This window comes from Campylobacter showae, assembly GCF_900573985.1.
In the GTDB taxonomy this organism is placed as follows: Bacteria; Campylobacterota; Campylobacteria; order Campylobacterales; family Campylobacteraceae; genus Campylobacter_A; species Campylobacter_A showae_E.
Genome location: NZ_UWOK01000001.1, coordinates 1,578,475 through 1,605,218 on the forward strand (window position 1 = coordinate 1,578,475; position 26,744 = coordinate 1,605,218).

General features: G+C 46.8%; 21 protein-coding genes. 2 read left to right on the plus strand and 19 right to left on the minus strand.

Annotated features, from left to right (window positions below):
* Positions 1-216 precede the first annotated feature (216 nt).
* From EE116_RS07960 to fumC, 19 genes are all read right to left on the minus strand, one after another.
* A complete protein-coding gene (locus EE116_RS07960) occupies positions 217-699 on the minus strand; it encodes a flagellar protein (RefSeq protein WP_122873953.1) in 483 nt (160 codons plus the stop codon).
* Positions 700-932: 233 nt separating this feature from the next.
* Positions 933-1,223 (minus strand): hypothetical protein, encoded by a 291-nt coding sequence (locus EE116_RS07965; protein ID WP_122873954.1) that lies wholly within the window; start codon positions 1,221-1,223, stop codon positions 933-935.
* 141 nt (positions 1,224-1,364) lie between these two features.
* Positions 1,365-1,706: a hydrogenase maturation nickel metallochaperone HypA gene (hypA, locus tag EE116_RS07970; protein ID WP_122873955.1), complete on the minus strand. Its 342-nt coding sequence runs from the start codon at positions 1,704-1,706 to the stop codon at positions 1,365-1,367.
* Positions 1,707-1,851: 145 nt separating this feature from the next.
* Positions 1,852-2,901 (minus strand): hydrogenase expression/formation protein HypE, encoded by a 1,050-nt coding sequence (gene hypE, locus EE116_RS07975; protein WP_122873956.1) that lies wholly within the window; start codon positions 2,899-2,901, stop codon positions 1,852-1,854.
* A 12-nt stretch (positions 2,902-2,913) separates the two neighbouring features.
* Positions 2,914-4,011 (minus strand): hydrogenase formation protein HypD, encoded by a 1,098-nt coding sequence (hypD, locus tag EE116_RS07980; protein ID WP_122873957.1) that lies wholly within the window; start codon positions 4,009-4,011, stop codon positions 2,914-2,916.
* Positions 4,008-4,322 (minus strand): HypC/HybG/HupF family hydrogenase formation chaperone, encoded by a 315-nt coding sequence (locus EE116_RS07985; protein ID WP_122873958.1) that lies wholly within the window; start codon positions 4,320-4,322, stop codon positions 4,008-4,010. The genes hypD and EE116_RS07985 overlap by 4 nt, the downstream gene beginning before the upstream one ends.
* Entirely contained in the window at positions 4,322-5,128 is an 807-nt protein-coding gene (hypB, locus tag EE116_RS07990) for a hydrogenase nickel incorporation protein HypB (RefSeq protein ID WP_122873959.1), read from the minus strand. Before hypB ends, EE116_RS07985 begins: the two co-directional genes overlap by 1 nt.
* A 236-nt stretch (positions 5,129-5,364) precedes the next feature.
* Complete coding sequence (locus EE116_RS07995; protein ID WP_122873960.1) at positions 5,365-5,892, minus strand: GDYXXLXY domain-containing protein; 528 nt, start codon at positions 5,890-5,892, stop codon at positions 5,365-5,367.
* Positions 5,889-7,172: a DUF2157 domain-containing protein gene (locus EE116_RS08000; protein WP_122873961.1), complete on the minus strand. Its 1,284-nt coding sequence runs from the start codon at positions 7,170-7,172 to the stop codon at positions 5,889-5,891. Before EE116_RS08000 ends, EE116_RS07995 begins: the two co-directional genes overlap by 4 nt.
* Positions 7,173-7,175: 3 nt before the next feature.
* A complete protein-coding gene (gene nhaA / locus EE116_RS08005) occupies positions 7,176-8,360 on the minus strand; it encodes a Na+/H+ antiporter NhaA (RefSeq protein WP_122873962.1) in 1,185 nt (394 codons plus the stop codon).
* Positions 8,361-8,491: 131 nt separating this feature from the next.
* A complete protein-coding gene (gene nikR, locus EE116_RS08010) occupies positions 8,492-8,905 on the minus strand; it encodes a nickel-responsive transcriptional regulator NikR (protein WP_122873963.1) in 414 nt (137 codons plus the stop codon).
* Between the two features lie 51 nt (positions 8,906-8,956).
* On the minus strand, positions 8,957-11,182 hold the full coding sequence (gene hypF, locus EE116_RS08015) for a carbamoyltransferase HypF (RefSeq protein ID WP_122873964.1): 2,226 nt from the start codon (positions 11,180-11,182) through the stop codon (positions 8,957-8,959).
* A complete protein-coding gene (locus EE116_RS08020; RefSeq protein WP_122873965.1) occupies positions 11,166-12,707 on the minus strand; it encodes a protein hydE in 1,542 nt (513 codons plus the stop codon). Before EE116_RS08020 ends, hypF begins: the two co-directional genes overlap by 17 nt.
* Positions 12,704-13,375: a HyaD/HybD family hydrogenase maturation endopeptidase gene (locus tag EE116_RS08025; RefSeq protein WP_009494353.1), complete on the minus strand. Its 672-nt coding sequence runs from the start codon at positions 13,373-13,375 to the stop codon at positions 12,704-12,706. Before EE116_RS08025 ends, EE116_RS08020 begins: the two co-directional genes overlap by 4 nt.
* Positions 13,375-14,058: a Ni/Fe-hydrogenase, b-type cytochrome subunit gene (gene cybH / locus EE116_RS08030; protein ID WP_009494352.1), complete on the minus strand. Its 684-nt coding sequence runs from the start codon at positions 14,056-14,058 to the stop codon at positions 13,375-13,377. The genes EE116_RS08025 and cybH overlap by 1 nt, the downstream gene beginning before the upstream one ends.
* A gap of 11 nt (positions 14,059-14,069) precedes the next feature.
* The gene (locus EE116_RS08035; RefSeq protein ID WP_122873966.1) at positions 14,070-15,788 is read right to left on the minus strand and encodes a nickel-dependent hydrogenase large subunit; all 1,719 of its coding nucleotides are present in this window, start codon (positions 15,786-15,788) and stop codon (positions 14,070-14,072) included.
* Positions 15,789-15,790: 2 nt separating this feature from the next.
* Positions 15,791-16,939, minus strand: coding sequence for a hydrogenase small subunit (locus tag EE116_RS08040; protein WP_122873967.1), 1,149 nt, complete (start codon positions 16,937-16,939; stop codon positions 15,791-15,793).
* A gap of 322 nt (positions 16,940-17,261) precedes the next feature.
* Positions 17,262-17,648: a hypothetical protein gene (locus EE116_RS08045; protein ID WP_122874466.1), complete on the minus strand. Its 387-nt coding sequence runs from the start codon at positions 17,646-17,648 to the stop codon at positions 17,262-17,264.
* A 148-nt stretch (positions 17,649-17,796) separates the two neighbouring features.
* Positions 17,797-19,224 (minus strand): class II fumarate hydratase, encoded by a 1,428-nt coding sequence (gene fumC, locus EE116_RS08050; protein ID WP_122873968.1) that lies wholly within the window; start codon positions 19,222-19,224, stop codon positions 17,797-17,799.
* Positions 19,225-19,325: 101 nt separating this feature from the next.
* On the opposite strand from fumC, the gene pbpC reads away from it, so the two are divergent.
* Together pbpC and EE116_RS08060 are read left to right on the plus strand one after the other, a co-directional pair.
* Positions 19,326-21,494 carry a penicillin-binding protein 1C gene (pbpC, locus tag EE116_RS08055; protein WP_122874467.1) on the plus strand — a complete coding sequence of 723 codons (2,169 nt, stop codon included), beginning with the start codon at positions 19,326-19,328 and terminating at the stop codon, positions 21,492-21,494.
* Positions 21,494-26,659 (plus strand): alpha-2-macroglobulin family protein, encoded by a 5,166-nt coding sequence (locus tag EE116_RS08060; RefSeq protein ID WP_122873969.1) that lies wholly within the window; start codon positions 21,494-21,496, stop codon positions 26,657-26,659. Before pbpC ends, EE116_RS08060 begins: the two co-directional genes overlap by 1 nt.
* Positions 26,660-26,744 lie beyond the last annotated feature (85 nt).

Sequence of the window (26,744 nt, forward strand, 5' to 3'; positions counted from 1 at the left end):
CTAGCAAGATAAACCAGGCATAGATGTAGTACGCAGACGCGCCAAACGCGCTCAAGACAAAAAAACGACCCCTATAAAATTAGCGCGCCGACCGTAGATTTTTGTATGCTTTTTACAAATTTACGACTAGCTTTAACGCTCGGCGCTATCTTGCCTAGATTGCGGTTTATCGTTAAATTTTATCGCTAGCGGCTCGGGCGTTTTACGGCGTCAAATTTAGCTTTTGATCTCATCGTCAAAAAGCTCATGGACGTCCAGCCAAAAGCTTTCGGGCATAAAAATCGGCGAGTCCAAAATCTCCAGCAAACCATCCCTAAAAGATAAAAACTCCACAACTCTTTGGAGTCCGTCAACGGTTTTTAGGCTCATGTCCGCTAGCCGCAGAACCTTTACGAGCTGCATTATATCGGCCGCCCACTCGGCAAACGCCAAAAACCGCGAATCGTCCGAAAACGTAAAACACGCCGTAGCCTGCTCGCTAAGTAAAATTTGCTCAATCTCGCCGCTTTGGCTAAATTTTACGTTTTCGCGCTCGCTTTCTTCGTGCTTCAAATTTAAACCTTGTGCCTCAGCGCTCGCGTAAAGCCGTAGCTCGCCCAAACTCGGCGCGCCCATGGCTATCTCATAACCTTCAAATTCCGCGCTAAATTTATCGTCCGCGCTGCACTCTTTCGCGCTGTAATTCCAAGCAGAAGCCATTTATTTCCTTTCAAATTTATTTAGTTCAAATTTATTTAGTTCAAATTTATTTAGTTCAAATTTATTTAGTTCAAATTTATTTAGTTCAAATTTATTTAGTTCAAATTTATTTAGTTCAAATTTATTTAGTTCAAATTTATTTAGTTCAAATTTATTTAGTTCAAATTTATTTAGTTCAAATTTATTTAGTTCAAATTTATCCGCGCATTTTGCCTACGCCGCCGGATAAAATCTCACAGTTCAAAATCAAAGCAGTAAAACTTATCGGCCTCGCTCCAAAGCTCCTCTAGCGAGCGTCCGTCTATCTGCGGCGCGATGTAGAGTTCTCGTAGCGTGGAGAAATACCGCTCGCCGCTCGCGTTTGTGCCAAGCTCGTCCGAGCACCTTTGAAACGAGCAGCGATCGGCATAAGCGATGATCATGTATTCCTCGCCGCGCAGGCAAAAGCTAAGCTCGGGCTCTCCGCCATCGGCTACGCAATTTAGCAGCATTTGCTCGATAGTTTCAAATGAATATTTAGGCATTTGGCTTATTTTTAAATTTATCTAGGCGCGTTTTAGGGGGCAAATCAATAGTGTTTCGTCAAATTTGCCGCATTTTTGGAAACAAATTTTAAAAATCGCTCAAATTTAAGCAGCGAATTTGAGCTAAAATTTGCGGCAAAATCACCGCATCTCAAGGCGCATGAGGTGCATATCCTCGCCGCCCGTGACCTCGAGCTCCTGTGAACCGCAAACCGGGCAAGTAAAGTCGTTTTCGCTAAGCTCGCCGCTAAAGCCGCAGCTTTTGCACTCCACGGCGACGTTTTGCACGATGATTGCAAGCTCGGCATTTTCGCAGATCGTGCCCGCTTTATAAACCTCAAACGCGCTTTCTAGATAGTGAGGCTCGACGCCGCTTAGCCGCCCGATACGCACCTCAAGGCGCACGACCTCTTTCGCGCCGTTTGCGGCGGCGTTTTTCTCGCAAAGCGCGACTAGGCTTTGCACTATGCTTAGTTCGTGCATCGACTTGCCTCGCTTGCAAACGGAGCGGGTTTTATTTGCACGGACGCGCCCATGACGTAAATTTGATAAATTTTGCGAGCCCGCTCTCGTGTTGTTTGAGCCTCAAAAGTCAATGAGATTAAATTTGATCTATCCATTGCTGTGCCTAGCATATTCGAGGCAATAGCTCGCCCTTTGGCGCTTCTAAAAAGCGCTTCGAGCCGTATGCGTTTTGCAAGATGACGCGGCCGTTTGCGGCGCCCAAAATCTCGCCGATCAAAGCTGCATTAGTGTCAAATTTGCGTAAAATCTCAAGTGTGCGCGCCTCGTCTTTTTCATCGACGGCTAGCACAAAGGTGCCCTCGTTAGCTAGCTCATAAGGCTCAAAGCCAAATAGCTCGCAAACACCCGTCACTTCGTCGCTGACCTTGATATCCTCCTCGCGCAAGAGGATGTCTAGGCCGCTAAATTTCGCCCATTCGTTTAGCACCGCCGAGAGTCCGCCGCGCGTTGCGTCGCGCATACAAAGAGGCTTTACGCCGCCTTCTATCAGTGCCTTTACCGCGCCCACTAGCGCCTTGCAGTCGCTTTTTAGCTCGCTTTGCAGATCAAGCTCCTCGCGGCTAGCCAGCACCACCGCGCCGTGCCTGCCCACGTCGCCCGAGATCAGGATCTTAGCGCCCGCGCGCAGGCTTTTTAGCTCCACGCCCTCGCAGATGATCTCGCCGATACCGCTCGTGTTGATAAAAATTTTATCGCATTTGCCGCGCGGTACGACCTTGGTATCGCCGCAGACGATTTGCACGCCGCTTTCGCGAGCGACGGCGGCTAGCGAGCCTAGCACGCGCTCTAGCTCGGCTATTTCCAGCCCCTCCTCAACGATGAGCGCACAGCTTAGGTACTTTGCCTCAGCACCCACCATAGCTAGGTCGTTTATCGTGCCGCATGCTGCAATCTTGCCGATGTCGCCGCCGTTAAAAAATATCGGCGTAACCACGAAACTATCGGTGCTAAAGGCAAGTTTGCCGTTAAATTTGGGCGCCGAATTTGCCGAGTCGCCAGCATTTTTGTCTGTGCGAAAATCGCTAAAATTTAGTATCGCGCTATCGTTGCTCTCTCGTAAAATTTCATTATCGAATATCCTAAAAATCGTCTCGTTTATGAGCGAGTTCATTTCCTCGCCGCCGCCGCCGTGGCTTAGCATTATCTTGCTCAAATTTGCCTCCTCTTAGCCCGCGCTTTTGACGTCGCCGTATTTGTAGTATGCCGCGCATGCGCCTTCGCTCGAGACCATGCACGAGCCCACCGGGGTTTTTGGCGTGCAGGCTTTGGCGAAAATTTTGCAGTCAAAAGGCTTTGCTCGCCCGCGTAAAATTTCAGGGCAGATACAGGCCTTGCTCTCGCCTTTGCTTTGCACGCTACAGTCAAATTTGACCCTCGCGTCAAGCTCGGCGTACTCGGGGCGCAGCTTCATACCGCTTTGCGCGATCACGCCAAGACCGCGCCACGAAAAATCGCACGGTTCGAAAAACTCCTCTATGAGCGCCTTTGCTTTTTGATTGCCCTCGCGCGTGACGACTCTTGCGTATTCGTTATAGACCTCGTGCGTGCCCGCGTTTTGCTGGCGGACGAGGTTTAGGATGCCGTCCATCAGATCAAGCGGCTCAAATCCGCTAACCGCGATAGGTTTTTTATACTCGGCTGCGATGCTCTCGTAAATGCCGTATCCCGTGATCACACTCACATGGCTAGGTCCCAAAAACGCGTCGATCTTTACGTCTTTATCATTTAGGATCGCTCGCACGGGTGCCGGGACCGTAACGTGATTTATATGGAAAAATAGATTTTTTAGCCCGAGTTCTAGCGTCTTTTGCACCAAATTTGCGCTCATAGGCGTCGTCGTCTCAAACCCGATCGCAAAAAATATCACGCTCTTTTCGGGATTTTCGCGCGCGATTTTGATACAGTCTAGCGGACTATATAGTGCTCTGATGTCGCAACCTTCGCCGCGCAGCTTTTGCAGGCTGGTGTTTGAGCCCGGGACTCTTAGCATATCGGCTAGAGTGCACAGGATAGTGCTGGGCATCTGGGCTAGCTTGATAGCTTCGTCGATGCGGCTTCTTGGCATCACGCACACAGGACAGCCGGGGCCGTGGACGAAATTTATATGTTCGCCCACTAGCTGCGGCAGGCCAAATTTCATGATCGAGTGCGTGTGTCCGCCGCAAATTTCCATGATATTTAGCGGTTTTATGCTCTCTTTTTTTATGAGTTTTGAAAGCGCTAAAATAAGCTCTTTATCGCGAAAGTCATTGATTAGATTCACGCTTTTTCCTTTGCGTCAGGCTCGTTTGCCGCCTCTTGCATGGCGCTTAGTCCCGCGTCGCCTTCGTCCGCGCCGATCTGGCCGCTTTGCATATCTTTGGCGATTTGGCGGTAGATTTCGATGCTTTCTAGCGCAAATTTCGTATCGATTTTTTCCATCGCGTAGCCGACGTGGATGAGTACGTATTCGCCCACGGCTACGGGCTCGGCGATAAGATCAAGGCTCACGCGGCGACTCACGCCTAGCGTCTCTACGATAGCGACGTTATCTTCGTCGATTGAGACCACTTTTGACGGGATTGAGAGGCACATTATCTTAGCTCTTTTTTAAATTTTAAGAAATTTAGCCACTTCTCCATACCCTCGCCCGTTTTTGCGTCAAGCTCGATGACATCAACTTTTGGATTTAGTTTGCGAGCCTCTTTGACGACTTTTTTTACGTCAAATTCAAAATGCGGCAACAGCGAAGTTTTGGTTATCACGATGAGATCGGCGGCGCGAAACATGACTGGGTATTTAGCTACCTTGTCGTCGCCTTCAGGTACCGAGAGCAGCACGACGTTAAAGTGCGAGCCCACGTCGTAGCTAGCCGGGCAAACGAGGTTGCCGACGTTTTCAACAAAAACTATATCAAGGCCCTCTAGCGGCAGATGATGAAGCCCCTCGTGCACCATAAAGGCATCGAGATGACATGCCTGCCCGGTCGTGATCTGATGGGCTTTGCCGCCTGCTTTTATTATGCGGTCGGCGTCTTGGTTGGTTTCTAGATCGCCTTCGACGACGCCGATTTTAAATTTACCGCTTTTTATCGTGGCTTCAAGAAGCGTGGTTTTTCCGCTGCCGGGGCTGCTCATGAGATTTACGCATAAAATCCCGTGCTCATCCAAATGCACGCGGTTGTGCGCCGCCTCTTCGTCGTTTTGGGATAAAATTTTCGTTATCACCTCGACCGTTTTGCTCTCGTTTAGCGCAGGGTGCGCGTGGCCGTGACTATGCTCGTGAGCCGCGCCGTGTCCGTGCTCGGCGCCGTGATCGTGAGCGTGCGAGTGAGTCGTACCGTCCGCGTGAGTGTGGGCGTGATCGTGCCCGCCCAGCGAGCATCCGCAATCTTTACACATTTTATTTCTCCTTAGCAATTTTTTGGGATTATTATACTCTTAGATGTTAAAATCCCGCTTTAGTTTCATACCTTGCGGATATTATTTCGTTGCGTTTTATTTATATTTTGAGATTTTTATGATAGCGGCGAGGGGTTAAAATTTGACTCAAATTTGAGTCGCGTCAAATTTGACGGCTCAGGCTAAATTTAACTTCAGATTAGCCTAGTCAAATTTAGCCCTCTTTGCCGATAAATTTAATGTCCGCGAGACTCGCCCGCGTTTGGTTTTTCTAGCACGATATCTTTGATACGAGCTTTGCCGTTATCCATCACGCTGATGACGGCGGTGGCGTTAAACTCCATCATATCTCGCTCCATATGCTGCGCCTTTTTAGGCGGCATGAAAAAGGCCTCGATGCCGAAATTTGCGGTATTATAATCAACCCTGCCCGCTAAAAACGTACCGCCGCTAGGCCGCTCGAAGCTATATCTATCAAATTTATATTTGCCGTCTTTGTCCTGCTTTAAAACGGCGTAAATTTTTGTGCCGTGCAGCTGCTGTCTTTTGCTCAAATTCGAGTCTCTTTTGTCCAGCTCGTAAACGCCCGCAAAGCCGTAGCTAAGATGCACGTAATCGCCGCGAAACATATCGCGCGGATCGTAAAGCGTAGTTTGCAGCAAGATCTCTTTGCCAAAATATATCGGCGCATACGCATACGCAAGCATCGCGATCACGGCTAAAATTTGAAATACCGCGGTGGCAAAAATCAGCTTTAGTTTCATCTCGCGCTCCTTTTTTTAGAGATCCTAGACACGCCGAGCACCACCAGCGCAAATACCAAAAACAGCGCGCTAGCACTGACGTAATCGCCAACCAGATCGACATATCGCACGAACGCCACCCAAAAGATGAGCGCGATGCCAAATTTCATATTATTTTGCTTGATAAGAGCGACCGCGACGCAAACGCCGATGAGCGAAAACACGCCCTCCTCGTAGCCCGCAAACGCGTCTAAGATAAACGGTAGCGCCAGTAAAAGCGCTCCGACTGTTGCGGCGGCATATTTTTTAAAGTAAAACGCAAGCCCCAAAGATACCGCGCAAAATGCGGCAAATAGAGCTCCAAACACGCTTTTTAAAAACGTAACCCCGTTTAAAACATTTTCGTAGTTCTGGGCACCGTAAGACCACGGACGCGAAAAATGCAAATCCTCGTAAAGCGACATATCAAAGCACAAGATGCCCGCACCGCAGACGATACCGATGTTTTTAAGGTAAAACGCGAGTTCAAATTTGCCCGCCCTCTCAAATAAAAACGAAACGCAAACGGCGAGCAAGCAGTAGCTAAGAGCAAAAAAATGAACGCCATAAAACGCGTCGTCCACGCGCAAATCAGCTAGAAAATACCTCTCGTAAAGCACGAAAGAAACGATATAAGCAAACACGCTCGCAAAAAGCGCGCCCGTAAGTAGCCGCGAATCATCGCGCCAAAGCACCGCAGCCGAAGCTACTATAAACAGCAAAAATCCGTGCGAAACGCCGCTAAACTCAAACTCCATCAAAAACCAAACAAGCCCCAAAACAAGAGCCTGTAGCGTGATGATGGACTTGCGCGTAGCAAGCCCGAGCGCCAAAGCTCCGACCGCCCACAGCAGCACGCCGTTAGGCATACGCTCGCCTAGATGGTAAATTTGCGCGACTAAAACGATCGCCGCGCCGTAGCAAAAGTTACCCAGAAAAAACAGCGTCGTAGCCTGCGTCTCTTTGCCGTTTTTCTGTGCCCAAACTCCGCTAAAATTTACCGCCGCAAGTATGCCAAGCACGATGATCAGCCTTAGCGCGCGCGGCAACTCTTCCCAGTTTGCGCCGACCAAAGTAAATAGCGAAAGCGCCAAAAACAGATACGCTACGAGCTTTAGTATAAAGCTTCGCCGCTCGTTTGCGCCCGATAAATCTATATCGTATCTAGCCGCTATCTTGCGTGCCACCTCGTCGCTTATCAGCCCTTCTTCTCGCCACTTCGCAAGCTCGTCTGCGAGAAAATTTTTATGAAATATCATCATTTTTTACTCCACGCATTTCATTATCCTGTGTCGCCCGGCCCAATAGAGCATCGCATAGCCCGTCACGCCCGAGATCAGCGACGCGATGAGTACCGCGAGCTTATCGGCGTACGCGAACTCGTAGGTGTCGTGATAAGAGAGCGAATTTATAAAAAGACTCATCGTAAAGCCGATGCCAGTAAGCAAGCAAAGGCCGTAAAACTGGGCTAGATTGCAGTATTTTGGTAGCTTTGCGAGCTTAAATTTGATAGCAAGAAAGCAAAATCCAAATACCCCAAGCTGCTTGCCCGCAAACAGCCCCAGTATGACGCCTAGCGACACGGGGTGGAAAATCTGCTCCAGCCCGATACCTTTTAGCGAGATGCCAGCATTTACGAAGGCAAACACCGGTAACACGAAAAAGGCGACATAACCGTGCAGGTCGTGCTCGATCTGCTTTAGCATCGAGCCCTCACCATCTTTTGCTTTAAGCGGTATGAAAAATGCCGCCACGACGCCCGCTAGCGTCGCATGCACGCCTGATTTTAGCACGCTCACCCAAAGGATAATGCCCAAAATCACATAGCAAGCTTTTTTATTTACGCCTGCTAAATTTAAGGCCAAAAGTCCCAAAGTAGCCGCTCCGGCAACCATAAACGATACTGCCGAGAGATGTCCGCTGTAAAATATCGCCATTATCAAAATCGCGCAAACGTCGTCGATGATAGAGAGCGTCACGAGAAAAATTTTAAGACTCGCCGGCACTCTTTTGCCTAAAATCATTATGATACCTAGAGCAAACGCCGTGTCCGTCGCAGTCGGGATCGCCCAGCCTTTTAGCGCGAAAGCGTCGGCGTGGTTAAACGCGTAAAAAACGAGCGCGGGCATGACGATGCCGCCGACAGCGCCCACGATAGGTAGCACGATCTGAGCGGGATTTCGCATCTCGCCCTCGACTATCTCGCGCTTTAGCTCAAGCCCTAAAAGGAAGAAAAAAACCGCCATGAGACCGTCGTTTACCCACAAAATAAGCGGCTTTTGCAGGCTAAATTCGCCGAAAACCACGCCCATATTTATGCGTAAAAAGGAGTTGTAAAATCCGCTCAAAAAACCGTTTTGAAATATCATCGCAAAAATCGCGGCAAGTATGAGCAAGATACCCGAGCTCGCCTCGTTTTGGACGAAATTTTTAAAAGAAATATGTTTCAAATTTTAGCCTTATGATAAAAATAGCGATAAACTTCGGCGATTTTAACATCAAAGGGCTAAATGCGCGATAAAAAAGAGACTTTTGCGGGCAAATTTGATATAGCTTATCAGACTTGCCCGCATTTTATGCGTTACGATCGCGGGATGGCAGCCTTGGTGAGTTTTGCAAATTTAACCCCTTTTAGTCCGCCCATTTTTTCTGAAAATTTCTCGATAGACCCTGCTTTGCCGCGCAGTATCAGAGTCTCTAGGCAGTTATCGTGATCCACGTGGACGTGGGTCGTGCAGGCGATGTGCAGGTTCGCCTTGTGCTCGATGTCCATCATTTTCACGACGAGGTCGTTTTGGTGATGTAGATAAATGAGCGTCAAAACGCCGATAAGATCATCATCCGCGTCCTTCCAACTATCATTTACTATTTTTTCCCTAATGAGATCGCGAGTGAACTCGCTTCTCGAAGCATAGCCCTGAGCGCTTATTTTGTTGTCAAGTTCGTCTAATAACTGCTTTGGCAACGAGACGCTGAATCTTATGATATTTTCCACTATCGCCTCCTTAAAGAAATTATTAGATATTATACATCAGAAAACTTTAATTTAAATTAATGTAAGTGCGATTTGACCGATAGCTACCGAAGAGTCGTTTGACGAAAAGTTCTTATTTATGTAATACTTCTTACCTTTTCGCTTAAGAATTAAAATTACATTTTCAAGCAGGGCTTTATTTTGAAAAACTCCGCCTGCGAGCAAGATATCGTTTGACTGCGCGCAAGCTACGTCTGCTACAAGCTTTGCAAGCCCTTTTATAAAGCCCGTCGCAGCCGTTTTAGCATCGTCTTTTAAAGCTCTTTTAAAGGCTTCTTTAAAGCAAATTTTGTCACTCCTGATCTCAAACTCGTAGCAGGCGTCTAAATTTGCGTCGTAGAGCGCTTCTAAGCTCATTCCCGCCTCGCCCTCATAGCTGATGCTATCAAGCCCGAGGATCACCGCCGCAAACGCGTCAAATATGCGTCCAAGCGAGCTTGTTTTGACGCAGTTTATTTGATTTTCGTGCAGGATTTTTAGATTTTTTCGCTTGGCTGGGTCAAATTTATCCAAAAACGCCTCCGCCTCGCTCTCTAAATCATATTTTAAAATCGCGGAATAAGCGATCTGCCAGATATTTTTTACGCTAGCTTCGCCGCCGATCAGCAAAATTTCGTCAAATCTGCAAACTCGCTCGTACTCTTTGCCGCGCACTTTTAGTATCTCTCCGCCCCAGACGCTCCCGTCCGCGCCGTATCCCGTGCCGTCAAAGCAAAAGCCCAAATACTCGCGCTTTGCGTCCAGATCGTTTTCTAAAATCACCGAAAGCAAATGCGCGTGATGATGCTGGATCTGCGTGATATTTGGGCCAAAATTCGCGGCGTATTCGCGCGCCCATTTTAAATTTAAAAAATGCGGGTGCAAATCAGCTACGATCTCGTCAAATTTTAGCTCGTAAATCTCGCTAAAAAGATTAATTAGCGCGCAAAACCGCTCATAGGTCGCGACGTTTTTTAGATCGCCGATATACGGGCTTATCATTAGCTCGCCGTCCTTAAAGATCGCAAACTGATTTTTTAGCTCGGCTCCGACGGCCAAAACGGTCTTTTCGCTCTTAAATTTCGTGCGGATAAATTTGGGATGCACGCCGCGGCTAGTGCGGATAAAAACGGGCTCGCCGTCTGCCACAAACGCGATACTATCGTCGCTTGGTGAGTGGATCTCGCGGTCGTTATCTAGGTAAAAATCTATCACGCCGCCCAGCTTTTCTCGCAGGTCGTTTTCGTCGTAGATGATGGGCTCGCCAGAGACGTTGGCCGAGGTGGCGATAACGTCGCCCTCTAGGTACTCAAAAAGCAAAAGATGAACGCCGGTGTATGGCAAAAATATGCCGATTTTATTTAGTCCTGGCGCTAAATTTGAGGGAACCGGCGCGCCAGGCAAGCTTTGTAAAACGACGATCGGTTTTAAATTCGAGCTTAAAAGGCGCTGCTCCTCTGGCGAAATTTGAGCGTATTTTTTAGCGCGCGCAAGGTCTTTGCACATCACGGCAAAGGGCTTTTTAGGCCGCTTTTTGCGCTCTCTTAGCAGCCCTACCGTGTCCTCCTCTAAACGGCATATCAGATGAAATCCGCCAAGTCCTTTTACGGCTAAAATTTTACCCTCGTTTATGAGACGTGCGGCCTGTTTTGCGCTTTCGTTATCCTGCGCCAAAACCCGCCCGAATTTGTCTTTTAAAGTAAGCCTTGGCCCGCAGTTTGGGCATGAAACGGGCTGTGCGTGATAGCGGCGATTTAGCGGATTTTTGTATTCGCCCTCGCAAAATTCGCACATCTTAAACGCGCTCATCGTCGTGTTTGCACGGTCGTAAGGCAGGGACTTGATGATAGAAAATCTCGGGCCGCAGTTGGTGCAGTTTATAAAAGGATAACGGTAGCGCGGGTCTGCGGGGTCGTAAAACTCGCGCTTGCAGTCGGCGCAGAGGGCAAAATCTGGCAAGATAGGCGCGTGTTTTTTAGCTGATTTTGAGGCGACTATCTGAAAATCATCAAATTTCGCGCCCTCTAGCTCTGTTTTTTGCATCTCGTCGATACGAGCGAGGCTTGGCAGCTCCTCATGTAGCGCTTTTTCAAATTTTTCTATCTGTTCATCGCATCCGCAAAGCGTTAGTTTTACGCCCTCGTCGTCGTTGTAAATTTCGCCCGCAAGGCCGAATTTAAGGGCTAAATTATAAACAAAAGGGCGAAAACCCACACCTTGAACCAGGCCTGAAATTTCATATTTAAAACATCTCTTCAATCAAAAACTCTTTGCTAAATTTGGCATTTAAACCCGTTTTTAGATGCTTTAACGTCAAATTTGCAAGCGTTTTGTTCTCAAAAAGCGAGCCGCAAAGCAGCGCGTTTTGCACGCCAAAATCCTGCTTTAGCGAGTATGAAAAATCGCTCAAAAAATAAGCCAGCGACTCGGCGTATCCGTAGCTAAGCAGCCTATCATCGACGCCAGCGAGCCTAAAGCTCATGCCGCTCCTGGCAAATTTAACGACGTCAAAATGCGTTTTGTTTAGCATTTTAAAATCGAGCCTAGGCCCTTTTGCGCCGTTAAAATCGCTCGCGTTTTGCAGTAAAATCTCTCCCGCTTTTTGCGCATCGCTATCAAATCCAAGCAGCGATCCAGCCATACAAAATAGCCCGAAAAAGCCGTTTTGTACGTTTATCTCGCCGTGCGGCAATCTAAAGCTTTCGCCGTAATTTTGAAGCAATCTCTCGCCGCCCTCCTCGCGCTTTATCTGTGCGTAAAGCTCCTTAAAGCTCGCGGGCAAGGCGAAATTTAAGACGTTAAAATCATCAAATTTGGGGTAAATTTTAACTTCATCGTCTTTAAACCTGCTTAAAAATATTCTAGCTATCCCGCCGTCTGCGTCAAATTCTTTTTTTGCGAGATTAAAAGCGGCTAGATTTTTATCCCTAGCGCCCTCTATCTTGCTCAAATTTGAGCACGAATAATAAATCCTAGAGCCGCAAAAAATGTACCCGTTTTCAAGCACAATGGCCTTAAACGGCGGCTTTTGCGCCGAAAAAGCGATAAAATTTACGCCCGCTTTAAAAAGCTTGTCGCAAAGCGCGTAGATGAAAATATCCCTAGCCGCGCATACGTCAAAGAACCTTGGCGAGACTGGGTGATTGCCGCGGTAAATCGCCGTCGTTTTTAGCGTAACGGCGGGCTTTTCGTAGCTTGCTAGGGCAACCTGCTCAGCTTCGTTTGCGATAAAAATTTTCGGTAAATTTTTAAGATTTGTCGGCATTAAAAGATTAAAATTTGCGTTTAGTTCGGTGAAATTTGAAGCTTCAAATTCGCCGCTAAAATCTTTAAATTTTAAGCCCGTGCCCGCGCATAAATTTTTAAAAGCAAAATCTAAAAGCTCGTTAAAATTTGCCTTCGTCACGGGAGTAAATTTACCGTCTATAAAAACGCAAACGTCGCTAAAAACGCCATTTTCGCACTCTTTTAGCTCGCCTTTAAGATAGGCGCTAACGACGCTTGGCGTGATGTTTGAGAGTGTATTTTGCGGTTCGCTCGTTTTAACGCCTGGTGAATTTTCGCTCGCGTAGACCTTTGAGCCGCGCAAAAATATGCTGTGAGGCAGCGCGCTAGAGAGCAAATCAGAAAACGCCAAAAGCTCCTCTTGCGAGCCTTCAGTATAAAGCGTCGTTAAATCATGCTCCTTTTTAAGGTTAAAATTTAACCCGCTTTTTTGCGCGTAAAATTTAAGAAAAAATGCAAAATTTTCGCTCGCACAGTCAAACTCGTAAGCTAAAATCATATCGCGCCCTTTTTTGAAAACTCTAAAGCGATATCGGAGACGCTAAAATTTGCGATCTTTTCGTAGTTAAATCCAAGCTGCGAAAGCTCGTTTAAAAGCGTCTTTTCCATCAAATTTGCCCCCTCTTGCGCCTGCGCGGAGAGCTCAAAGCTCATAGGCTCGATACGCTTTGGCACGATACCTAAAATTTTCGTCCGCGGCAAATCGCCCGCAAGCTCCATGAGCCGCAAGGTCTCTAGCATCTCGACCTCGTGCGCGGAGCCGTTCCACGAGACGGCGGGCGGCATCTGCTCGTAACCGAAAAAGTACACGTCCCCCGTCTCGCCGCCCTCGGCGCTGATGCAGTCGGCAACTATCAAAGCATCCGCCCAAGCAATAACGGGCGTGAGCGCCATGGCTAGCGTACCGCCGTCAATAAATTTTAGCTCCAAATTTGCGCCGTCTGCGTTAAATTTAGAGCCGTCGCTACGAGCGAGATCGCTACTTAAATTTGAGTTTGCGACGTCCAAATTTGACGAGCGAAATTTACCGCTCAAATTTGACGAGTCAAATTTATCCCCGTTTTTAGGGCTAAATTTGTAGTTTCGATCCATCATTTTGACAAAATGCACCCCCACGCCCTCGTCGCCAAACATCACGTTGCCGATACCTAGCACCAAAACGCGCATCAGTGCTCGTCTTTTACGAATTTATAGCCGCTTACGATGGCGTCCATAGCTCCGTTTTTGCCTTTTACAGCGTTAAATACTGCCATATACACGTGCGCTACGACAAAAACCATGATAATCCACATGCATATGCGGTGTATCGTGCGGACGTTTGCCAGCCCGCCCATGAGCTCCTCGCACTGCCTCATCGGCTCGTAAAGTAGCCCGCCAAGTCCCTCGTGATAGACGTGGACATAGAGCACGAGGCCCGTTAGGCAGATCAGAAAAAGCACCAGATAAAAGAAAAAATACGACGCAAACTGAAGCGGGTTATAAACGCCCCTTAGATGCGGGTGCGGGCCTAAAAACAGGTAGTATTTTATCTGCGCTATCCAGACTTTGGGATTAAAAAAATCGACGATACTAACGACCTCTTTACGGCTGTATTTATCAAATATAAATAGGTAGAGCTTGAAAATAAAGCACGCTATCAAGATAAATCCTGCGATCTGATGAGCCGCGCGCAACTTGGCGTTCATAAACAGCACCGGCTCGGTCGCGACCTCGGGGCTAACAAAAACATACGATATATAGTATCCGCTCACGACTAAAAATGTGATGGCAAAAAACCTGATCCAGTGCGTCGCTCTAAGCCCGATGGAAAATTCATACTCGCTTTTGCAGTCAAATTTATGCTCGCTCATAGTCGCTCCTTTCACAAATTCGGGTTGATTTTGTATTCGCCTAGCCGCTTGCCGCGCGCATCCATCACGTGCACGGCGCATGCGATACAAGGATCGTACGAGTGGATCTTGCGGATGATCTCAAGCGGCTTGGTTAGATCGGCGATCTTTAGCCCGATGAGGCACTCCTCGTAGCTTCCGCGTACGTTTGCGGCGTCTTTTGGCGAGGCGTTCCATGTGCTAGGCACGACTGCTTGCCAGTTGGTTATCACGCCGTCTTTTATGCGGCACCAGTGGCTGAGCGCGCCGCGAGGGGCGTTGCCTTGGAAATTTCCTTTATACTCTTTACTGTTATCTATGACGTACTTAGCGCAGGTTTCTTGATCGGTTTTTAGATTTTCTACTAAGCTAGTAAAGGCGGTTAGTCCGTGATCGGCTACTAGTTTAGCCTCTAGCATCCTAGTTGCGGTTCTGCCTAGCGTAGAAAATACCGCCTCAAGCGGAAGTCCCGTGTCTTTTAAAAATTTATCTACGATCTTTACCACGCGCTCATTACCTTTGGCGTAGTTTATCACGATGCTAGCTATCGGGCCCACCTGCATAGGTTTGCCCTCATAGCGAGGAGCTTTGATCCAGCTATATTTGCCTTTTTCGTCAAAGACTTTAGTATCTACCTCTTTGCCGTGACCGTCTAGGGTTTTCATATCTTTTAAGCCGGTGTAGTTTGGCTCGGTCTCGCCGTCGTACGGATGCAGCGGAGCCGGGTTTTTATACCATGCGCGAGTGGCTTCCTCAGTGATCTTATCGCCATTTACTTCGTAAACCTTACTGATGTCGCCGTTTAAGATAGCGCCGCCTTGGATCAGATACTCGTTTCTGCCGACTAAAAACTCGTCGTAAGCGAATAAATTTGGCACGCCGACGTCTTTTAGCACGCTTGGCTCGCTGCCGTAGGCTTTAGCGGCCATGACGAGATCGGGATAATACGCTCGGTTGATAAAATCAGCCGTTTCTTGAAATTTGGTTAGATATTCGCCTAATCTTGCGGGATCTAGCAAGTCCATCACGCAGGTCACGCCGCCTACGGTGAGGCTTTGGGGGTGCGGGTTTTTGGAGCCAAATATCGCCATCATCTGCGCTACCGTCCTTTGTATCCTTAGGCACTCTAGATAGTGCGATAGCACGATCAAATTTTGCTCGGGCGTAAATTTATAAGTCGGATGTCCCCAGTAGGCGTTGGCAAAAGGTCCTAAATTTCCTTTTTTTACGAAGGCTTCGACGCGTTCTTTTACCTCTTTTAGCTTATCTGCGCCGGTCGCGTAAGGAGTGTCGCAGTATTTAAACGCTTCGTCGCTAGCCTTGCGTACGTCCGCGCTTAGAGCCGAAACCACGTCCGCCCAGTCAAGGCCGTGAAGCTGATAAAAATGCACCACGTGATCGTGCATATAAAGGGCGTTGTTCATCAGCGTGCGCGTTAGCTGCGCATTTAGCGGAGGGACTATGCCTAGAGCGTTCTCGACGGCCATGATGCCCGCGCGGTAGTGCGAAAACGTACAAACTCCGCAAATCCTCTGCATGAAAAACCCTGCATCCCTCGGATCTCGCCCCTTTACGACCTGCTCTATGCCGCGCCAGAGCGTCGAGCCCGAGTAGGCCTCTTTAACTACGTTATTTTCATCTACGACGACCTCTATGCGCAGGTGGCCTTCTATTCTTGTTATCGGGTCTATTACTATTCTTTGCTCGCTCATTTTTACGCCTCCTCCTTGTCTTTAGCAAAAATGCTTATCGCGGCGTGCGCTGCTATACCGATGCCTGCGAGCGCCAGCACTCCGATGCCGATTTTATCGCTGACGTTATCGGCGCCTAGACCCAAAACCGTGTTAAACAGCCTATCTGCCATCGGCTCCTCAAAAGGCCCCATCGTATCCCAAAAATCAGGCTCCGAGCAACCTATGCATCCGTGGCCTGCTTGCACCGGCCAGCTAGTGTGCTGATTAAATCTCTCGCGCGAGCAGTTATTAAACGTATATGGGCCTTTGCAGCCGACTTTATAGAGGCAGTAGCCGTTTTTTGCGCCCTCGTCGCCAAAGGTCTGCACGAACTCGCCCGCGTCAAAATGCCCTCTTCGCTCGCAAAGATCGTGAATCCTAAGTCCGTAAGCCCATTTTGGACGGTTAAATACGTCAAGTGCGGGCAAAGTACCGAAAAGTATGTAGTGAAGGACGTTGCCCACGATATTTTTCTCGCTAGGAGGACAGCCCGGGACGTTTATAACGGGTTTTGAGGTTACTTTTGATAGACCGACGGAATTTGACGGATTAGGCCTTGCAGCTTGCACTCCGCCAAAGCTCGAACAGGTACCGATGGCAAATATCGCCGCGGCGTTCTCGCTTGCGTGCTTTGCGTGATGAAGTCCGCTAAGGCCTAAAGGACCGACAGTTAGATAGTTCTCCGTCTCGCCCGTAGGTATGCCGCCTTCAACCAGCAGGATGTATCTGTCTTTGTATTTTTCAATGGCGCTTTCTAGATTTTCCTCAGCTTGCCAGCCTGCCGCAGCCATCACGGTTTCGTGATACTCGAGGCTGATGTAGTCAAAAATCAAGCTATCTATACTCGGCGCATCGGTGCGAAGCAAACTCTCGCTGCATCCCGTGCACTCGGCCATATGTAGCCAGATCACGGGCAATCTATCGCTAAGCTCGGCGGCTCTAGCCACGGTTGGCGCCATCGACGCAGGCAGCGCCATAAACGCCGTCATCGCGCCCGCCCATTTCATAAAGTCGCGCCTGCTAAATCCGCTTTTCTTTAAAGCTTCGCCGATCGATCCGTTTTTTAGGGTTGGAAGCGCGGCAAGCACGTTAAGCCTCTCGTTTATCCTAACTAGGACATCATCTCTCATGTTCTCTCTCCTTGGAGTGAAATTTGCATTTTGGCATGTTTGATAAAAGAGTAAATTTGTCTTTAATTATTATCAAATAGCTTTAAATATTGAAATATTACAACTAAAATTTAAAATTCTATATTTAGCAAAAGAACTAGTTTTAATAATTAAGTATATTGTTATTTTAGTGATATTTTTGCAAAGAAAACTCTAAAAATAATTAAAGTATAAAAAGATAAATTTAATAAAGTATTTTTACATTTTGATATTTTAAAACCAAAATCGCCCTATTTCTTAATTGGTTTCAAGGCTTTAAAATTTGAAATGCAAATTTACGGCGTCAAATTTTACTCTGGCCGCCTTGCATTTCTAAAATTCGCGCGCTTATTTGCATTATCTGCGCAAACACCGCTCCCTTTTGCGTTTCAAGCGATGCCGCCATATCCTTTGCGTATGGATTTTTGCTCGCTTTTACTCGCTTTATCGCGGCTTCAAGCTCTTTTAGCCGTTTTTGTAGTTTTTCTAGCTGTTTTTTTAGGATATCTGCGCTGCTTTCGCCCTCGTTTGCGTCGCTGAGAGAATTTGACGCATCGCTAAAAATATCGCCCCTATCGCCGCTTTTTAAATTTAGCGCGCCCGCGTTTAAATTTACTGCGCTAGTCGCTGCAGAGCTTTTGCCGACGCTCATCAAATTTGAGTTTAAATTTATGTTTAGTTTTACATCCATCGCCGCACCTTTAAATTTAAAAGTATATCGGCAAATTTGAGTAAAATTTAAGGCGCAACCGTAAATTTCGCTCTCAAATTTATGGATTTTAAAGAAGGCTCGGCAAAATCGCCCAAATCCCGCCGAGCTCAAAAGCAAAGCGCCAAATTTACTCCTTCGGCGCGATCATATCCTCAGGCACTACCCACGCGTCAAATTCCTCGGCGGTTAGTATGCCTGATTTTATCGCTTCTTCGCGTAGCGTCGTGCCGTTATGATGCGCGGTTTTGGCGATCTTGGCGGCATTTGCGTAGCCGATGTGCGGATTTAGCGCGGTTACGAGCATTAGACTCTCATGCAGCAGTTTGTCGATTTTCGCGGCGTTTGCCGCGATACCGCAAGCGCAGTGTTTATCGAAGCTATTCATAGCGTCGCTTAGCAGGCGGATGCTTTGGATGAGGTTGTACGTAAGCACCGGCTTAAAGACGTTTAGCTCGAAGTTTCCTTGGCTTGCGGCGACGGAGATCGCGACGTGGTTGCCCATCACCTGTGCGGCTACCATCGTGACGGCTTCGCACTGCGTCGGATTTACCTTGCCCGGCATTATCGAGCTTCCAGGCTCGTTTTCGGGGATGTTTATCTCGCCGATACCGCATCTTGGCCCGCTTGCCAGCCAGCGCACGTCGTTTGCGATCTTCATCAAATTTGCCGCCAGGCCGTTTAGCGCGCCGCTTAAAAATACCTCGGCGTCGTGGCTGGTTAGGCCGTGAAATTTATTCGGATGGGATTTAAATTTAAACGCCGTGCCCGTTAGCGCATTTAGCTCGTCGCTTACCATCTCGCTAAATTTCGGGTGCGAGTTTAGCCCCGTGCCCACCGCGGTACCGCCGATAGCAAGCTCCTCTAAAAACGGCACGGTAGCTAGGATCTGCGCCTTGCTCGCCTTTAGCATATGCGCGTAGCCGCTAAATTCCTGCCCGAGCGTGAGCGGCGTAGCGTCTTGCAGGTGAGTGCGGCCGATCTTTACGATCCCCGCAAACTCGGCGGTCTTTTTATCCAGCGTCGCTTCAAGTTTTTCGATCGCGGGCAGTAGCTTTTTTTGAAGCTCGAGCACAAAGGCTATTCGCATCGCTGTAGGATAGGTGTCGTTTGAGCTCTGGCCTTTATTTACGTGATCGTTTGGATGCACGAATTTCGCGTCTCTCGCGTCCAGCGCCGCCTTATCGCGGAAATTTAGCCCCAAAATCTCCATTGCGCGGTTTGAAACGACCTCGTTTAGATTCATATTCGACTGCGTACCCGAGCCCGTCTGCCACACGACTAGAGGGAAATTTCCGTCCAGTTTGCCGTTTAAAATTTCATCGCACGCCTGCGCTATCGCCTCGGTGCGAGGCTCGTCTAGGCGGCCTAGCTTGCGATTAACCAGCGCGCACGCCTTTTTTAGATAGGCAAAGCCCTCTATGACCTCCCTTGGCATCGTCTCCAGCCCCACTCCGATCTCGAAATTTTCATGGCTGCGCTGCGTCTGCGCACCCCAATATTTCTCATTTGGAACCTTTACCTCGCCCATCGTGTCTTTTTCTATTCTATATTCCATGCCTTTATCTCCTTTGCTTAGATTAGTATTTGAAATTATATATCAATTATCATAAATTTAATCTTTCGAGATTTTACGCGCAAATTCGATATAATCGCGAAATGAAAAGAGTTTTAGCTAAATTTATCAAATTTTCCGCCGCCTTTGCCCTGCTTTGCTTTGTAGCTTTTTTGGTGCTCGACTTTGCCTATCCGCTTGACACGAAAGCGCTAAAGCGGGAAAATTCGTTCATACTTTTTGATAAAAACGGCCGTATCGTCGCCCTTCGGCCTAGCAGCGACGAAATTTGGAGATTTGAGGCTAAAAACATACCGCAGACGCTAAAAGATAGCGTTCTTTTGTTTGAGGATAAATTTTTCTACTACCACATCGGCGTAAATCCCTTTGCCATGATTCGCGCGACCGCGCACAACCTCACGCACAAAAACCGTATCGGCGCCTCCACTATCACGATGCAAGTCGCGCGCATGATGAAGCGAGAGGAGCGTACCTACGCGAATAAATTTAAAGAGATCTTTACCGCGCTTCAGCTGGAGTGGCACTATAGCAAGGACGAGATTTTAAATTTTTATTTTAATCTCGCTCCATACGGCGGAAATATCGAGGGCGCGGCGGCTGCGGCGAGGTTTTATTTTGGTAAAGATTTAAGCGAGCTTAGTATCGCCGAGTGCGCGCTTTTAAGCACGATCCCAAAAAATCCAAACGCCAACCGCCTAGATAAAAAATCAAACATCAACGCGCTAAAAAACCGCGTCGCAAAGCTGCTTTATAAAGCAGGCGTGATAGATCAAAGCGCATTCCAAAGAGCGCAAAGAGAGCCTTTTAAAAACAAACGCTACGACGCCGTTTATAAGGCCAGACACTACGCCACGCAAGCTCTAAAAAACGGCGTTACGCACTCGAATTTAGATCTAAATTTGCAAATTTTACTCGAAAACGCGCTAAAAAATACGGCAACCTCGCTAAAATCAAAAGACGCCTACAACGCCGCGGGGATAATCATCGATAACAAAAATATGAGCGTAGCGGCATACGTGGGCTCGCACGACTGGCACGCTCCGCAGGGGCAAAACGATGGCGTAACGATGAGTAGAAACGTGGGCTCGACGCTAAAGCCGTTTATATTTTCGCTAGGACTTGACGAGGGTTTCATCACGCCAAAAAGCCAGATGATAGATACAGAAATTTTCCTCGGAGAGTACGCACCCAAAAACTACGACAGCAGGTTTTTTGGCATCATCTCAGCGACCGAGGCGCTAGCGCTTAGCCTAAATATCCCGGCCGTTAGCCTAAACAACAAATTAGGCGAAAACTCTCTTTACGAGCTGCTTTCTCGCGTGCATTTGGTGAGCAATTCAAAGGAATTTTACGCCGACAGTATCGCACTTGGAAGTGCGGAAATGAGCCTGCTAAGCTTAGCCCACCTCTACACTATCTACGCAAACGGCGGCGAGCTAAAACCTCTTGAAGTCGCGGGCAAGACGCTACTAGGCTACGGACGGCTAATCAGCCCGCAAAGCGCGTATCTAACCTCAAAAATGCTCTCAAGCGCGTCAAGAAGCTACCTGGGCGTTGCGTGGCAATACGCAAAAGACACGCCTCAAATCGCCTTTAAAACCGGCACCAGCTACGGCTCGCGCGATATCTATACGATCGGCGTAAATAACGACTACACGGTCGCGGTTTGGTTTGGTAACTTTAACGGCAAAAAGACGCAAAATTTAAGCGGATTTAGCGACGCGTCTCGCACGGTTTTTGACGTCTTTAAACTGCTTGCTCAAAAGCAAAAATTATCTTTCATGAACGCGCCAAGCGGCATAGAGAGCAAGAAAACCTGCCTTGACGCATTTAAATTTAAAGAGTGTAGAGACGAGGAGGACGACTGGCTGATAGAGGGCGTTGCGCCAAAGGATATCTGCGAGAGTATCAGGGGCGACGAAGTAGGATTTTTACTAAAAAACGGCGCGATTACTCAAGAAGATATCAAAGAAAGTCCTTGTTACTATAAATTTAAAAGCTATAAACCTCTCGTTGCAACGCCGTCAAATAATCAAATTCTGCTAAGCGATGAAAATTTAACTAAAGTTATGCTAAAATGTTACGCGTATATCGGAGATGAGATATATATCAAGATAGATGAAAACGAGTGGGAAAAAGTAAACAACGCGAGCGAAAATACATTAAATTTAACGCAAGGCAAACATAAGCTCGGGTGTCTGGACGAAAATTCTAATTTAAGCGAAATCAATATCGAAATAAGGAGGTTTTAATGCGTTTCAGGTTGATCGGCTTAAGCCTAAGCTGCATTTTGGCGGCAAATTTAAGCGCCTTTACGCTTGACGGTTCAAGCAAGGCGTTAGACGATGGCTCAGTAAGCATTGGCGTCAAGTATGCCCAAAACGAACAGTCTCTCATCGGCAAGGTCACGCACAAAAAAATAATCGAGTGCGCGCCCGAGATAACGGGAGCCTTTGAGTACGGATCAAGCCAGATTTTCTTTTACCCTAAAAAGCCTCTTGCAAAAGGCATAAGCTACTCGTGCAAAAAAGGCGATAGTAAGGTTAAATTTTACGGCGGAGACTTCGTACTATCAAACATGATAGAGTACTCTGGAGATACCTTTTTAGCGGTATTTAACGATAATGTTAGCGAGGATGAGTTTGCCGCGAATTTTAAAATTTACGACAAGCAAAATTTGGCCAAGCAAAACATCAAATATAAAATCGTAGCCAAAACGCCTAAAAGTTTTCAGATAAAGTTACTTGAAAGCGGAGATAATTTGGTATTTGCGATCTCAAAAAATCTCAAAAACGCTTCGGGCGTAAATTTGGCCGACGATTTTGAAGTCGTGCAAAAAGTTTCAAATCCCGATGAAAATTTCGTCGATAAGCCAAAAGCCAAGACTATGTTTTTAAACGAAGTCGAAGGCATTAGCCTAGATAACGGCAAACTAGCGGCTAGACTCTATCTTAAAGATTGGATAGATTCTGATAATATTAAAAAATTTATCAAGGTCGATGGCGTAAATAGCTTTGAAGTTGGCGAAATGGAGTACACTAGCCACCAAGACCCAGACGGCGAGTATTACTACTATTATATCGACATTACCAGTAAAGACTTCAAACCGCAGACAACATACAAAGTCACCTTTTATAAGGGCTTTGGCGACGACTACTCAATGCTACGAGAAAACTCCTCATTTAACGTCGCTTTTGGCGATCTAAAGCCGTTTTTGGAGTTTACCGATAGCGGCACGTATATGTCTAACCTGGGCGAGATCGGCATAAAAAGCGTAAACACAAACACCGCTAAAGTCGTCGTCGAAAAGCTAAAAGAGCAAAATTTAAGATACTTTTTAAATTTCACCGAGACTCCTTTAGATAACTACGCCGAGGAAGTAGCTAGCAAAAACTACGAGATCGGCGGCGCTCAAAACGAAATGCAAAAAAGCAAGATCAAGCTTGACTTTGCCGAGGGCGGAGATGGAGTTTATCTAGTCACGGTCTACTACGACAAAGACAAAAGCGTACAAAAAGCGGTCTATCTAACCGATATCGGCCTAAGCATGAAGGTTTCAAAAGACGAGGTATTTTTATTTGCCAACCGCTTGAGTAAAAACGAAGTGGTCGCAAACGCAGACGTCAAAATTTACTCCACTAAAAACAATCTCATCGCAAGCGGCATCACAAACGACGAAGGCGTGTTTAAATTTAATAAAAAAGACATCGGCAAAGACGTCTCAAGCGCAGTTTTAACGCTAGGTAAAGAGCAAAGCTTCATCGCGCTATCGCAAAACAAACGCCTAAACGAGGAGTCAAATTTAGACGCCAAAGATAGAAGCGAAACGTATAGCGCGTATTTGCACTTTGCTAGCAACATCATCCGCCCGCAGGAAAACATAAAAGGCGAGATCATCATCAAAAACGCGCTGTTTAAGAGCCTCTCAAACATGCCCGTTAAGCTAAAAATCAGAGATCCGCAAAACAAAGTGATCCTAAATAAAGGCGTAAACACCACCGAGCTTGGCGTGATAAATTTCGACGAGCCGGTAAACTCAGGACTAACCGGAACTTTTAAATTTGAAGTGATCTTTGCAAATAAAATCATCGATAGCTACGACTTTTCAGTCGAGTCTTTCACTCCGCAACGCATCAAAAACGAAGTTAAGCTAGATAAGCAAATTTACGCTCTAGACGATCTAATAGACGTAAAACTACAAAGCAACTACCTTTTTGGCGGAGCGGCAGCTAATTTAGAAGGCGACGTGGCGTTAAATTTATATCAACAAGATTACAAAAACGATAAATTTAAAGAGTATAAATTTAGCAACGGCGAATACGCGGCAAACGGTCTAGATCAGTTTACTAAACCAGTCACTCTAGACAACGAAGGCAAAGGCGCGACTGCGTTTAAGCTACAAAATAAAGGCAAAATCGCAAGTATTTTAAAAGGCACCGCGGTATTTACCATTAACGACGACGGCAAAAACGTGAGCGCTAGCAACGACTTTAGCGTATATCCTTTTGACGTGATGGTCGGCGTCAGAGCAAACGACACCTATATCGACGCAAACTCCAAACTAACGCTAAATTTCGTCAGCGTCGACCCGCTTAAAGACGAGGAGCTAAAAGATAGACAAAAAGCCGTCGAGATCAAAAAAGCGATCTGGGAATACAACTACGACAAAGAAGGCTATCTAAAATGGAACAAACGCTACGAAAAGGTCTTTAGCGATACTCTTAGCGGTAACGAATTCGTTTATGATTTTAGTCAAAGCGGCGACTTTATAGTCGTGGTTTCCGATATCCTAAGCGGTCACTCGGCAAATTTAGATATATATGTTAGCGGCTGGGATTACGGCGGCACGTTGCAACCGACAAAAGAGCTAGCTAAAGCCAAAATCAAGCTAAACCAAAAAGTCTATAAAAAAGGCGACTCGCTAAACGTAGACGTTAGCTCTGTGCTAAAAAGCGGCATCGGCATCATCACGGTCGAGTCAGAAAACGTCAAAAAGTATAAAGTCGTAAATATCCAAAACAACGTCGCAAACGCTAAATTTGACCTTGATTTCGACTTTGAGGGACTTTACGTCACGGCATCCATCATGCGCGTAGCCGATAACGACGTCTTGCCGTTTAGAACCTACGATAAAGTCTATGCAAAAGCGGATAAATCATACCGAGCGACAAACGTCAGCATCGAAGCGCCAAAAGTCGTCAAGTCAAACTCCAAATTTAAAACTACCGTAAAAACTGAGCCAAATGCGGAGGTTACGCTATTTGCAGTTGATGAAGGCGTGCTACAAGTAACAAATCAAAAGCTAAAGAGCCCGCTTGACTTTTTTGACAAAATTTTAAACGACGGCGTGCTTGATTATGACATCTACGCAAATTTGAGCGGATTTAAAAAAGACGGTAAAGTACTAAGCTTCGGCGGCGACGCGGCAGCTGCTCTCATGGAGATGAGAATGGCTAAATTTGCCAGCCCGGTCGATAAGAAAAACGTCAAAACCTACATCAAAATGCAAACCGCAAAAGCGGGCGCGGACGGCGTAGCGAACTTTGACGTAGAGGTACCTAGCGACTTTAACTCAGAGATAAATTTGGCAGTACTTAGCGTCATCGGCGATAAGCTTGGCTTTAGCGTAAATGCCGTCAAGGTAAAAGACGACATCATCCTAAAACCGACGCAAACGGCGTATTTGATCCAAGGCGATCAGGTAAACTACACGCTAAGAGTGATCAACACCACTAAAGAGCCAAAAACCGTTGCTCTAAGCATAGATACAAACCTAAACGCACAGCTAGCAGTTGACAGCATCGAGCTAAAACCTAACGAAAATGCGAAATTAAATTTCGTCATCGATGCTAACGCTACGGGTAAATCCTATATAAATTTCACCGCAAACGACGGTAAAAACGGCTATACATACTCGCAAAAGCTTGACGTCATCCACGCCTATCCGCTTAGCACCTACGCTAAAAATTTCCAGGCTACCGTGGAGAAAACATTTAAGCTTGACGAGGAGTTTAAACGCATCAGGATCGACGCATCAAGCTCTATCAAAGGCGTACTAAGCGCAAATAGTGACAAACTCGTAAACTACCCTTACGGATGCTCCGAGCAACGCTCAAGTAAGCTTTTTGAGCTAAATTTCCTAGTGCTTGGCGGAGACGATTCTAAAGAAGCCAAGGCAAAAGAAGCCGATAGAAAAAGATTCGTCGAAGCAGGCTTGCAAGACGTAATCAACATGCAAAAAACAGACGGTAGTATCGGCTACTGGCATCAGTTAGGCTACACGAACAACTTTGCTTCGATCTACGCTATCGATATGCTATTTACACTTGAAAAATCAGGCTTTGCGCTAGATAGCCACGTAAAAAGTAAAGCGATCGACTGGCTAAAAGCGTTTGGCAGCAACGATAACTTACAAGCCCTTTACGCAGCCTACGTCCTAAGCACGCAAAAGAAACTCGATAGATCAAAGCTAAACACTCTATACGATCAAAAGAGATACCAAAATAGCGCACTTGACGGATACTTGATGGCAGCGATCCTCAAAAACGAGGGACTAAATAAAGAGAGCGAAAAAGTGCTAAAAGGACTAAATAAATCGACCTTTGACCGCGAAAAAGAGCTAGCAGATAACTTTGGCTCAGAGATCAGAAACAAGGCCTTTATGTTACTTTTGCACGCCAATCACTTTGAAAAAAACGCATTTAGCGACGAGCTAGCAGACTACCTGATCGCTCGCATAGATAAGCTGCATTCGACACAGGAGCGCGCATTTACGCTAAGAGCGCTAAGAGCATATATCAAAGACGTCTCAAGCGAGAACAAATTTAAGCTAATCGCCGACGGACACGATCTAAATTTCGACGGTCGCGGAGCTATCAACATCGCTCCTAAAAAGCCTGAGATTACTATCGTACCTGAAAACGGCGCAGCCGTGTATCTAGGCGTTAGCGCGTCAGGCTACAAAAAGCTAGACGTAAATCACAAATTTGACAAGAAAGGGCTTGATATCTATAGAACCTTCGTCGGCAAAGACGGCAAAGAGATCGATATCAACGCACTAAAGGTAAACGATATCATCTACTCTAAGCTATCGCTAAAAACGAATGAGTTTATCAGAAACGGCGTGATAAACGAAACGATCAGCCCTTGCCTTGAGGTAGTAAACGAAAATATCGTACCAAACGTAAGAACTGAAGCTACGAAAAACTCTTTAACTCTCGAGCATCAAAACATCGAGGACGACAGAGTTTTGAGCTTTTATAGTTTGAGTGCCAGCAAGGATGCGCACGTGCTTTATACGCCTCTTCGAGTCGTTATGAGCGGCAAGTGCATGCTACCTGCGGTCATCACGGAAAACATGTACGACGAGAGTATGAGCGACTACGATCTAGCTCAGCACGAATTTATCGTCAAATGATCCTTTGCGAAGCGGTTTTTTAGCCGCTTCGCTTTCTTTGCCTATTCTTAAAAACAACCTATTTTAAACATACTATTAGCAAATT